Below are 12,691 nucleotides of genomic sequence, written 5' to 3' on the forward strand. Positions count from 1 at the left end.
TCAATCGATGTGGGGGGATGACGTGGCTCGTTGACGACGGTTGGCTTTTCGATCGCTCACTCTTTGTTGCCTGCTTTTCAATGCTTCGTTTGAGCTATCGACCTTTTCCGCCTTCGATAACCAAGCCGCGAGTAAAGCCGGAGAGGGGTAGGCAAAAAGGTCGGTAACCGATAGCGGCATCGCCAGTGAATGTAAGGCGGTGTGTAGTTGAACCAGTTGCAAAGAGTTAGCCCCCGCATCAAAGAAGTTTTCTCTTTCGCTGATCGGTACATTCACAATCTGCTGAAACTGTTCGCGAATGGTTAAAATGGTTACCGGGTCGCCGCCGACTGGGGGCAAGATCGCTTCGTGGTTATCAAGCTTGCTTGGGCTGGGAATCAATCGAGTTACCCCTTGCGGTGCGGGAACCAGCAAGTTTAATGGCTGTGACCAAGACTCTGGTTGAGTCGCCAGCGTTTGCAACAGAGAGAGGTACTGGCTGAACATCTGTTCCAGTAAGGGCTGAGGCAATAATTCCTCGACGGCATCCCAGTTGAGGCAGAGTTGTCCTGAGGACTCATAGACTTGGTGATCCAACCATACCTGAGGGGTTTGTGATAGACCTCCTACCGGTTTAAGCCAACCCGAATCAGAGAGGAAATCGCGCTCAGAAGTGCCCAAGGCGCTGGTAAACACCACCGGCATAGTGGCGCTGGTACGCTGCTGCTGACGAGCCAATTCACGCATCACCCACACCGCAGAAACTTGGCTGTGTTTGAGATCGTTGACTAGCTGGTGTTGTAGACGCTGCAGGCTCGCGAGCCAATGCTGATCAGGCTGCCATGCGAGCAGCAGTAGGGTGGTGAAATCGCCCATGATCTGCCCAATATTTGGATGGACATCAGGTCTATCAAATAAAGTGAGGTTGAGGGTGAGTGCTTGCTGATCGCTCCAAGCGGAGAGGACACTGGCATATGCATTGATCAAGAGAGCCGATGGTGTGACTTGGTGTCTGGCGGCCAGCTTTTTCAAAGCTTGCCACTCTTGTGGAGACAGTGAGCCTGCGGCACGAATAAACTTAGGCTTGTGAATCTGGTTTGGATCACTTTGCAGAGGCAAAGCCGGGGGCGCAGGCAGATCGGCCAAGCGCTGCAGCCAATATTTTTTCGCCGTTGAACGTGTTTGCTCGGTGACCGCTTGTTGCTGCCATTCAACATAATCTCTAAAGGTGATCGCAAGCTCTTCTAAAACAAGATCGGGATTGTGATAGAGCGCTTGCAGCTCAGAAAAGAAGATCTGCATGCTCAAGCCATCGAGCATCATATTATCGAGATTGACAAAAATGCGCGCCTCGCCGTGGGAAGCGCTAACTGCCTCAACCGTAAACAGCGGCCATAGCGCACTATTTTTTACCTGATGGGCTAATGCATCACGCAGGGCATTGGCTTGAAAACCATCAATATCATCCAATAAATGACAAGTCAGCGTAAAAGCAGGAACCTGAATCAAAACCTGCTGTTGATGATCACGCACTACGGCACGGAGCATATCGTGGCGCTGGATTAAGCGATTCATCGCTTGGTTAAAGCGCTCAACATCCAGTTGTTCAGCTCGAAACTCAATAAAGAATTGAGAGCTTATTTCTCCAAGTGCAAACCCAGATTGACGACCAACCCAATAGGCTTGCTGCACTTCCGTCATTGGGAAAGGCAGAAAACGCCGGCTGGGCTGTGCGACTAAAGGAGCAAGCGGGCTTGATTCATCAGCCGTCATTTCAATTAAACTGGCGGCGAATTGTGACAAAGTGGGATGGCTAAACAGAGCGGTTAAATCCGCCTGGTAACCCTGTTTGCGTAATTCCCCCATACAACGCGTTGCCAGTAAACTATCCCCTCCGATCAGGAAGAAATCACTGTCAGCTTGTAAATCTGAGCGATGAAATAACGCCTGCCAGACTTGAGCGACGATTTGCTCTTTGGTGGTCCGTACGGGTTGAGATTGTTCTTGCTGACGGCTGGTATCACGAGTGGATTCCATTAACGCTTTTCTATCGACTTTGCCATTTGTCGTGAGTGGCAGAGATTCAACAAAGGTAAAGCGTTTAGGCACCATATAAGCCGGTAGTAGTGAACTGAGTTTGGCGGATAATTGGCTGCTATCAGGGCTGAGCAAGACACGTTGATTTCTGAGCACATAAAGTCGTTGCTCTGTGGCCAGTGCCTCATGTTGTAAGTACAGTTTGGCGAGCTCAAAGTGGGTTGCGAGCTGCTGGTCCGATAAAAGAGTCGGGGCCTGTTGTAAAACCTGAGCACTGATCAAACTGGCTTCAGGTAAGCTTGCCATCTCATTGACCAACAGCATGGCTTCCGGCTTGAGTAATCGGGTGCTGTGTTGCAAATAGTCAATAGGGTTGGTTTGGCGGTGCAACACATTATTGAGTAGCACTACGTCAGCTTGCCCAACAAGTGTATCCAGATGAGTCAGTGAACCATGTTGGATTGTGACATGGCTAAAACGTTGTAAACGTTGTGCGGCACGTTGGGTGAAGCTTAATGAAGAGTCTAAGGCATAGTAATACACCTTTTCAGGACCGAGCGCAGAGCAGATATGCTGTGCCAACAAGCCACTGCGCGCTTCGGTTTCAATCAAGACTATTGGTCTGCACAGTTGCTCTGCCAAGCTCGATATTGCCTTGATTGTGTGTGACAGCAAGGCCTGAAATGCTGGCGTTTTGAAGAGCATCACCTCAGGCGCAAGTTCTGTCTCCAGTATCACAGAAGGGGCCGCTTGGCCGGTGATGATTTGTTGCAGCAGTGGGCTGACTTGAGAAAAATTTGTGCAAAGTGCGCTGGTCTGTGGTTGTACACTAGATTGAGAAACGAGTTGATAGTAGTGTTCAGCGCCTTGTTGCTCTGTGGTGGCTTGACCTCTAGAACACAGCAGTTGCCACCACTGCTTAAAGAGTTCTAAATAGGGTGCACAGACACCATAAGATTGGGCGAGTTTGGCTAAAGGTTGAGATTGCAGGCTATTAGGCAGCGTCTGAAGTAAATGCCAGGATAAGAAATCCGCAACCTGAGATCCGGTGTCCTCAATGTCGGTATTAGGCTGCATTTCGAAAAGTGTTGCATAATCTTGTGGCAGCCGTGGGTCGGATTTTAATTGCGAGCAGAGCGTGGTTCCTTCGAGCACCACCACGCATTCCAGTTGTTTATCTCGGCTGCCGGCGAGCTCAGTGGCCAGAGTGACGCCATGACGCACACCTTGAATACGATTCAAGGCTGCATCAATCTCTCCCAACTCAATGCGATGCCCCCCCACTTTGACTTGGTTATCCTTGCGGCCAAGGAACTCAAGAGTGCCGTCAGGCCAATAACAGCCCATATCTCCTGTACGATACCAACGTTGGATTTGATGGCTATCTGGACAAACAGCATGAACAAATTGTGTTGCTGTTCGCGGTTCATCATTCCAGTAACCTTGAGCAACCCCAAGACCCCCAATCCAAAGTTCACCTTGCACCCAATCAGGGCAGTCTCGGCCAGCCTCATCCACCACTCGATAAGCTTGATTGGTCAATGGGTAGCCATAAGGGATGGATCGCCAGTGCGGTTCAACGTGATTAACCAGATATTCGTTTGACCAAATCGCCGCCTCCGTTGCGCCGCCCATGGCACTGAAGGTACCGAGCGGACGGAAAGAGCGGTAGCGGCCGGGTAGCGAGAGATCAATCCAATCACCAGAGAGCATCACTGTTCTCAGTTGTTGCGGTGTGTTGAATTTCATCCCCTCGCAAAAAGTGAGGAACATGTCGAACAGCGCAGGCACACTATTCCAAAGCGTGACACTATGCTGCGTGACCAGTGAATTCCAAGCCATAGGATCACGAGTTTGCTGCTCTTTAGGTAGCACTAAGGCTCCGCCGGCCGATAACACACCGAAAATGTCATAAACCGAGAGGTCAAAATGCAGTGCAGCAACGGCGAATATTCGATCGGTATGGCAAACACGATGACGTTGGTTGATATCAAGACAAGTATTGAGCGCAGATTGGTGGGAGACTACCACCCCTTTCGGTGTCCCGGTTGAGCCGGAAGTGTAGATAATATAAGCCGCTTGCTCGGGTTGACATGAGTATGGCGATGTCTCAAGAGCAATATCGCCATGGGTTTGCCAATCAATGTGAGTGGCTGAGCTCCATGCAAACTTTTGCGCGCAGGTCTCACAGCGCAGCACAATGCGTACATTAGCACTCTCTTCAATCGCTTGACGACGGCTAAGAGGCTGATTAGGGGCAATAGGGACATAAACACCACCGGCGTGCAAAATAGCCAAAACGGCAACGATTTGTCCAACCCCTTTTTCCATACTGATGGCGACATGCTCACCACTTTGCATTCCAGCGTTGAGCAGTGTCTGGGCTAGCCGTTTGGCTTGGCTTACCAGATCGTTATAACTTAGGATTTGTTCCGCAGTGATAAGGGCGGTGTTGCTTGGGTTGGCTTGCGCTTGCTCAAAAATTCGCTGATGCAGTAAACCCTGAGGCGGCTCACTAGAGGTCTGATTACGTTCAGCCCGGATTTGGCGTTGGCTGGTTGGAAGCAAGTCTGGTAAGGGTGACCGCCATGCTGCTTGTCCTTGTAGTGTATGCTCAACCAACTGAATAAAGGCGCTAAACAGCGTATCCAGTAGACCTTGCGCAAACAGTTCATCCACCCCATCCCATTGCAGTGCAATACCATCACCTTGCTTAGATGCAACAAAATCGAGCCACACTTGTGGAGTTTGTGAAATTCCCCAACCGAGTTCACCCAGTGGGCTATGGGTATCATCACCAAATAGTGAATGGTTAAGATTACTAGTGAATACGATAGGGGCTCCGTAAGGATGGCTACCATGGCGTTTTAACTCACGCAACACCTCAACGCCAGACACAAAACGGTGTTCATAAATCTCAGCAAAACGTTGTTGCTGGGTTTGGCAAAGCTCAGCCAGACTGGCTTGGTTAATCTCGGTCGGTAAGAGCAGAATGTTAGTAAAGTCCGCGAGCATCTGCTGGACATGCTGGTTAAATGGGTGACAGTCAAATAAGGTTAGGTTAAGCAACAACTGGCTTTGCCCACTCCAACGTGACAGTACTGCTGCAAACAAAGTGGCAAGAGTCATGGTCGGTGTGACCTGATTGGCGGCGCAGAGCGTTTGCAGTTGTTGCCACTGAGTTGGATTTAACCAATGTTTACGCCGATGGAAAGTCGGTTTTTTAACTAAGGATGGGTCCTGCACTAAGGGTAAGTTGGGCGCAGGGGGCAGCAGGGGGGATTGCGTTTGCCAAAAATCATTAGCCGCCTTCTTTTGCGCCGCAAACTCTTGCTGTTCCTGCTGCAAATAACTGCAAAAATCATAATCGGAAGTATGAGTAGGCAAGGTTTTGTTTTGTAAGAGTAGCGAGAGCTCATTGAAAAACAAGCTAAAGCTGGAAGCATCCATCACCAGCAGATCAATGCTGACATACAGACGCCGCCGCTCATGAGAGAGTAAGGCAATCTGAAAATCGAAGGTTTGCCCATGTTCTACATCCAACACTTGATGACTCAATTGTTCACGAAGCGTCAGCATGGCTTGTTCAGCGTCATCATCGGTTAAATGACGTAAGTCGTGCACCGTAATATGGTATGGGGCGCTAGGCGCTTTCCAGCATTGAGTACCATCATTTTGGAAATGCACACAGAGCATGGGATGGCGTAGACGTAATTGATTCAGTGCCTGTTCAAGCGCGGAGGTTTCAAGACCGACACTATTAAACTCCTGATACAGATGACAACCATTGCCACCTAAGGCTTGCTGCGGATCACGGCCAATATAATAAGCCAGTTGTACCGAGGTCATTGCAAAGGGTGTTCCCTCTCTCATAGTGGGTAACAAGTTGGGTTGGCGTTGTTCACTGACCGCGCCAGCATTACCTGTGAGATTACCCGCGAGCTTGCTTTGAATAAGCTCACCAATTTGTGCCAATGTTGGATTTTGGTATATTTCTTTTAAGGTGAGCTTGCATCCGGCTCTGCGGCATTGATTTACCATACGCATCATCAGCATTGAATCGACCCCCAGCTCAAACAGATTGTCTGTTGCACTGATCGTGTCAATGGAGAGGCCTAATGATTGGCAAATTGCCTCTCGAAAGGTGGATAAAATCAGGTGTTGTTCTGACATAAGACATCATACCCCGGCAAATTTTAGGCAAAACTCTCCCGCCTGATGAACCGTGTCATCATGCAGAAAGTTAATGGAATAGCCCGCGTTATCGCGGGCGAAGTTTAGAAATTAAGCGTGTTCAGAGACATGGTAAATATCCTTATTGCCTAGCCTTAGCTGGTAGGCGTGAAATTGATACAGTGTCAGTAGGGCGCAGAGAGTAACGGAGAATGTCAGCAGGTAATGAACTTGGTAACCAAATTGAGCAATCACCCAGCCACACAGCATCGCCATTAGTATCGCGATCAACATATCCATCGATTGGAAAAGAGAGAAATCAACGCCTGCTTGATTACCATAGGACCATTCCATCATTAGGGTATATAGAGCAACAAATTTGGCGGCAACCAGAACCGTATTGAGTACATACAGCCCCTCTAGGCCATAGGTTAGCGGTATAATGTGTGCTGCATAGAAAGTGAATCCACTATATATCAACGCCTCCAACCCAAGACAAAAGAGAACAATGCTGATGGCGCTCACTTTTTTCATCAACCAACCACTTAGCCCTATCCCGATAAATGCGGTGATAATACCGCCACCAGCAACCAACAGACCAAGTGCTTCCAGTTCAATACCTTGATCGTATAAAAAGGGCATCATCATCGATTGCACCCCCCGAGTGCCTAACTGGCAAAGCGCGACTAATCCTAAACCCAAAGTTACCTTGGGGTTAGTAAGGGCTGCTTTCAGAGATGGATGGTGCTCATGATGAAGGTTTTGCACTGTTTTCAGTTTGCCAAATAAAGAGGTAGTTGGTAGCGACATGAAAAGGAGCAACGCCATCAGCAGTAGAATGGCATTTTGCCAACTGACACTGGCAGTGAGATAAATGAATAAGCCTCCACCAAACACGGCTCCTAGATAAGCACCACCTACTTGCATCACATTGCCGAAACGTCTTTGATCGGCAGGTAACTCATCAACTGCTAAGCCATCCGTGGTGATATCAGCAAAGGTTGAGAGTAAAGCCAATATGAGTACACCAACAAACAACAGCGTTTGGTCACTGATCACGGCGTTAAATGAGAAGGCTCCTAAAACCAGTAGTATACTTGTCTGTGCCAAGCCAATCAGGTAAGCGTGACGAGTCAAAGTGATGCCCTGTTGTCGAATGCTCTCCACATAAGGTGCCCAAAGAAATTTCAGCGCCCACGGCAGCATAGCTAAGTAGAAAAGCCCAATCTGAGAGGTAGAGACGCCTTCTGAACGCAGCACTGCAGGGAGACCCTGCAGTGTGAACATACCAATCAGGCTTTGGGTGGTATAAACCCCCGCTAACAGACTGAGCAAGGAAGCTTTGCTCAGCGTGGAATGTTTGGCTGTTTGAAAACCCATCCTATTACCACTCAAGTTTGATGTTAAGTCCGACTTCACGGCCGACCCCGTAGTTACTCAAGGCTGCGCTGGCGTTTGGCATTGCGAACGAATAGGTTTTGTAATCTTGATCGGTCACATTATTGCTAAACAGGCGCATGGAAAGGTGTGGGTTTGCTTGGTACTGAATGGCTAAGTCGACTAAGGTGTAACCCGCTTGTGACAAGGTGTTTTTTTCATCGAAAAAGACGCTTGAGGTATAGCGAGCATTCGAGGAAAGGGAGACTGCGCCATTAAACCAAGCTTGTGGTAATACATAGTCTATCCCCGCTACCAGTGTGGTTTTAGGTGCGTACGGTAGCGTGTTCCCCTCAATATCTTGATTCCCTGATTTGAAGCTTGATTTACCGAAAGTACCGCCTAGATTCAAGGTTAAATCATCCGTGGGATAGAAAGCGAGCTGCAGCTCTAAGCCTCGGCTTTGCGCTTCCCCTAAATTACGCAGCACTTGGCTACCAGGAGTCCCAGTATAGAGTTGAATATCATCCGTTTCTATCCAATACAGAGCCCCGCTTAGATCAACCATGTTGTCAGCTAAGCGAGTACGCCAGCCCAACTCTCCATTAAGGGATTTCTCAGCGCTGTAGCCATTTTTATCGCCGCTACTGCGTGGCTGTAAACTGAAGCCTCCGGGACGATAGCCACTTGATATGGAAGTAAACACCCGAGAGTCCGGTGTGATTTGCCAACCTAAAGCGGCTTTGGGGGATAGGGTGTTTTCTGATTTATTTTGTGCGTAAGCATCAATCATCCAGGACGGATTACCACTGTAATCCGCACGAGTCGAAAGGTGAGTGGCACGCAGTCCTAAAGTGAGGTCAATCTGTTCATTGAGCGCATAAATGGCTTGGCCAAACAGAGCGTATTGAGTTGCTTCAACCTGATTTGTGACTTGGGAGCCTACGCCAGATTTTGCGTCGAAGTCGCGTTGTTCAAAATAAGCACCAAATAGCGTTGATAAGGCATCGCTGACTTGCGTATTGGCACGTAGCTCTTGGCTAAAAGTATTTTGGTCTTCTTGCCAAGCTCCTCCAATAAACTGGCGATAGATGTTACGGTTTTGATAAGCCGTAACACTGGTCAATTGAGTTTCACCTAAATCGTAACCCATTTGCAGCGCATAGCTGTTAACGATACGTTTGAGCTGAGGGATCGCTTGGCTCGTCATTTTTTGGTCAAATTCAGCTTGGGTGAGATACCACTCTTCATGGCTATCCAGATTGCTATTGGCGACTGATAAGGTCAGAGTGAACGGCGAGTTGTGTGGTAAATAGTGTAAGCGAGCTAACCCACTGAATTGTTGACTATTATTAGCATCTTTCTGCTGACTTGGTAGGTGTTCAATGCTGCCATTGTCTTTGATTACGCGCAGTGCGATATCGGCGGAAAGCGAGTCATTGAGTGAGAGAGCTGCCGAAGCATTGAGTTGCTCATTGAGGTTACTGTAGCTCGCGGTAGCAACGGTTGTGTTCTGTCCAACGGTTTTTTGGGTGATGATATTGATAATACCACCTTGAGCATTACCACCGTACAAAGTGCCTTGCGGGCCTCTTAGCAGTTCGACGCGCTCAACATTAACAAGTGGTTGAGTTAAAAAGGCGCTGTCTTGCAACACACCATCAACATACAAGCTAATAGTGGGGGAATAATAATCCGGTGAACTGATGCCACGAATCGTCGTGTTGGCATAAGTACGATTACCGCGAGTTTGGATCAATAGACCCGGGAACACTTTCTCCAAGTCTTGAACTTGATCGACTCCGGCTTGCTCAAGCTCTTCTCCTGTTTTAATCAAGACCGAACTGTCCATCTGTTCAAGAAGGGTCGACTGCTTGCTCGATTCTACCACCATGACATCATGGCCACTTTCGAGTGCGAAAGCGGTTGAAGTGAACATAGTTAAGGTCATCGCTAAAGTTAATGGTGAAAGTTTAAGGCTGTTCCTATGCATCGAATCTGTTTTCCTGTGGTATCCATATTGAACTTATAGTGCCGATTCTGTCTTTTACCTGCTAACTGAATAAGGCATAAAAAGAGCGTGAATCGACGTTTATGATTGTTATTTTAAACAAGCTTGAATAGATCGGGTCGTCTATTTTTGAACTTAATTAAAATTAAGCATTTAATTTTGTTGATTTTTATTTTATTTTCTGGTTTTGTTTTAGATGAGTTTCAAACAAATGACTGTCAAAGTGATAACTGGTGGTGTTGGGCCAGAAATAGAGGATCGCCGTATGGCTCATGACGCTTTTTGGACCATCTTTTTAGGCGTGAGAGCACCCTGTTATGCTAGGTATTTGGATGGCGTGCAACCGAATTCTTTTTTAAAAGCGGCGGAAAAATGTCCATGATTGGAGTAACCCACCTCATGAGCAATATGCGAAATAGTGTAGATTTCTGCGCTGAGTAGTTCAGCCGCTTTTGTCATTCTTTGCTGAGTGATGTACTGATGAATGGTGGTATTTAGTTCTTTTCGAAACCCCTGTTTGAGAGAGGTCTCATTGGTTCCAATTCGTCGAGCCAGTTCGGTAATGGTGGGTGGCAAAGTGTACTCACTATCAAGAATCCCCATCGCTTTTTCTAGGAGATTGTGATTATCGCCTTGTTGTTGAGTGCTGCCATCGCAGACTAGATATCGGGCTGCATCACTGATGAATGAGTAGCAAAGCTGGCGTTGAATCGCGCTGTTTTGATTATGGGTCTCTGAAAGTTTTACGGCCATAAATTGCAACGCAGCAGAAGCTGTTCTGATTAGGAAAAACGGCTCTCGACGTCCTAACTTATCTGCTAGTGGCTCACTTATTTGCATGACGTTGATGTACTCAAGCAATAGAAGTCTTGGGACTTGCAGTGCAAATAACTGAGTGATTTGCGGCTGATAGCGACAGAAGCCATGACGTGTATCGGAATAACAAAGAGCAATAGTGTTGGCCGGAAAAATCTTTGCCGTATTTAGGCCATTAATTTGATAGTAAACGGCATTCCCTAAATTCAGCATGATCGTCACACTGTCGTATTCGGTTTTATCGGCTGTATCGAGTTGGGTAGGTGTTTCAAACCTTCCCTTAAATTGGCTCATCACCATGTCATCATTGATCACACAGCAACGTAACGAAAATTCGCAATGTTCATGCTTAAAAACGATATTGCCATTAGTTTGCATGGACTCTTCCAGTAAATCCAAATTAAATGGAACTCGATAGTAAGGCATAGTGAAATCACGTCCGATTGGTTTTATGAGAAAAGTTATCATTATCATGATTATCTGTCTAGGGAGTGATTGATGATGGCTATTCAACTGTTCAACAAAAAAGCGTATTCAACAAAATGCGCATAAAAAAGGCACAAGATGACTTCACCAGCACGACTGCGGTTCTGTTAGGAAAGAGAAACCTTGACTGGTTTAAGCTTTATTTATCGATATTTTAGGGACGTTGACGATGTTTCCGATATTGTAGAGGGTTCTGCCCAAAGTGTTGTTTGAATAGTTTGCTAAAGTGAGAAGGGCTGGCATATCCCACTTGATAAGCGATGTCGATAATCGGACGATCGGTCTGTTCTAATGATTCAGCTGCTATTTTCATTCGTGTGTGTTGAAGAAGTTTGGAAAATGTCGTATTAAAAAGCACTTTAAAACCGCGTTTAAAGCTGGTTTCATTCGTGCCTACTTGTCGACAAAGCTCGTTTAAGCTCCAATTTTTTTCTGGTTCTGAAGCAATCATCGAGTGTGCTTTGCGTATCCGATTTAAGGTTCGACTGGAAAGGGATGAGCACTCACTGTCTTTTTTGTTGCTTTTTATCATCTCAAGCTGGCTGAGTAGTTTGGCCAAACATTGATAAGCCTGTGAGACGGCATACAAGCTACCGGCACCCGTTTGGTTGGTTAAGCCAGTTTGCAACTGGTTAATAAATTGCTGAATTTCAACACTGGTATCAAAGACAAAACGGCGTTTTTCCGTTAAAGGATTAATACCATTGTCACGCAAACTCTCACTCATTTGCTGGTAAATAGTCGCGAGAAGTTGGCAGTCAAAGCGCATATCGGCAATCTCGACGTAACTCTCTGTTTCACTAATGAATACGTCGTTAAAGGTATTAACTGAGAAAATCAGTACACTTTTTCCGTTGTGTAAACTGATGGGCTCATTATCATGACTGTACCAAATGAGCTGCTCGCCTTTAATTACGGTCAGTAAACGTAGGCAGTATCGTTCAGAGTGAGTCTTCGGTTCATACGACGTACAGCCACCATATCCCGATAGCGTATGTATATTGCAGCCAAGGCATCCCCCAAAAGATTGACAGGCAAGCGGTTGTCGCGGAGTCGGCACGCTTGACTGATGGCTTAAGCAACGTTTCGGTAAGCGTATGGATGTGGAGTTTGGTTTTAAATCAACACGATTCATTTTAGATACCATTCAAAAATGCTTGGGTCGGATTTGCCCCTAGTGTTTCGTTTGTGTAATGAAAAGCGTGCCACGCAAAGAAGTCATGAGTTCTATCGAGATCTCTCATCGTTATTATTATTCGTTTTATAAAACTGAAAGTTATTTTGTGGCGTTTTATGATTACCGTCTGCTCAATTTGGAAGTGATTTTTCATGATTAGGAGTCTGAATTGAGTAGTGGACTGGCGTGACTATGCTGCAAGAGCGAACAAATTAAGGAACCATGTTTGTCCTCAATCTCTGCCGTCTTCTATACTATGGATAGAAGTGTCATTTTTTAGGGGAAGAAATGCCAAGTAAATTCAATACTCTGATAGGAGTTGTATTGCTTTCTCCTACCTTGACTTTCGCCAAGATCAATATGGCTGAAGTGAATGCCTATGCTTACGAAGGATTGGCGGATATGTGTGCCAATTCGCGCTCTATCTCCAGAGATCAGCAGAAAGAGATGCAGGCTATCTACCTCAAGATCAAAAATCAGCGTAAAAAAAGCTTACCCGCCGATGATGATTTTGCCCATTATGCTGCGAAACAGTTGTGGGACATCCATAGTACCCCCCACTACGAAGAGTGTATCGCGCTGTTAAAAAGAAAATAATTGCCTAGTAAGAAAAAAGCCGCCAAAAATAGGCGGCT

Annotated in this window: 6 protein-coding genes; 1 reads left to right on the top strand and 5 read right to left on the bottom strand. The window is 46.7% G+C overall.

The window, feature by feature from the left end; genetic code table 11:
- The 5 genes from N5E84_RS17670 to N5E84_RS17690 form a co-directional block, all read right to left on the bottom strand.
- Nucleotides 1-6,189, bottom strand: a complete 6,189-nt coding sequence (locus tag N5E84_RS17670) for a non-ribosomal peptide synthetase (protein WP_019281878.1) — start codon at nucleotides 6,187-6,189, stop codon at nucleotides 1-3.
- 111 nt (nucleotides 6,190-6,300) lie between these two features.
- Nucleotides 6,301-7,569 carry an MFS transporter gene (locus N5E84_RS17675; RefSeq protein WP_019281877.1) on the bottom strand — a complete coding sequence of 423 codons (1,269 nt, stop codon included), beginning with the start codon at nucleotides 7,567-7,569 and terminating at the stop codon, nucleotides 6,301-6,303.
- Between the two features lie 4 nt (nucleotides 7,570-7,573).
- A complete protein-coding gene (locus N5E84_RS17680; protein ID WP_019281876.1) occupies nucleotides 7,574-9,517 on the bottom strand; it encodes a TonB-dependent receptor in 1,944 nt (647 codons plus the stop codon).
- 375 nt (nucleotides 9,518-9,892) lie between these two features.
- A complete protein-coding gene (locus tag N5E84_RS17685) occupies nucleotides 9,893-10,771 on the bottom strand; it encodes a helix-turn-helix transcriptional regulator (protein WP_019281875.1) in 879 nt (292 codons plus the stop codon).
- Nucleotides 10,772-11,033: 262 nt separating this feature from the next.
- Entirely contained in the window at nucleotides 11,034-12,014 is a 981-nt protein-coding gene (locus N5E84_RS17690; RefSeq protein WP_019281874.1) for a helix-turn-helix transcriptional regulator, read from the bottom strand.
- A gap of 330 nt (nucleotides 12,015-12,344) precedes the next feature.
- Here N5E84_RS17690 and N5E84_RS17695 point away from each other — a divergent pair, with 330 nt between their 5' ends.
- Entirely contained in the window at nucleotides 12,345-12,653 is a 309-nt protein-coding gene (locus N5E84_RS17695) for a hypothetical protein (RefSeq protein WP_017044469.1), read from the top strand.
- Nucleotides 12,654-12,691 lie beyond the last annotated feature (38 nt).

It is taken from the genome of Vibrio sp. J502, from assembly GCF_025397955.1.
Classification (GTDB): domain Bacteria; phylum Pseudomonadota; class Gammaproteobacteria; order Enterobacterales; family Vibrionaceae; genus Vibrio; species Vibrio anguillarum.

Bases quoted from the DNA above. Each gene is read 5' to 3' on its own strand.
- N5E84_RS17670 (WP_019281878.1), bottom strand. From the start codon at position 6,189: ATGTCAGAACAACACCTGATTTTATCCACCTTTCGAGAGGCAATTTGC.
- N5E84_RS17675 (WP_019281877.1), bottom strand. From the start codon at position 7,569: ATGGGTTTTCAAACAGCCAAACATTCCACGCTGAGCAAAGCTTCCTTG.
- N5E84_RS17680 (WP_019281876.1), bottom strand. From the start codon at position 9,517: ATGACCTTAACTATGTTCACTTCAACCGCTTTCGCACTCGAAAGTGGC.
- N5E84_RS17685 (WP_019281875.1), bottom strand. From the start codon at position 10,771: ATGCAAACTAATGGCAATATCGTTTTTAAGCATGAACATTGCGAATTT.
- N5E84_RS17690 (WP_019281874.1), bottom strand. From the start codon at position 12,014: ATGAATCGTGTTGATTTAAAACCAAACTCCACATCCATACGCTTACCG.
- N5E84_RS17695 (WP_017044469.1), top strand. From the start codon at position 12,345: ATGCCAAGTAAATTCAATACTCTGATAGGAGTTGTATTGCTTTCTCCT.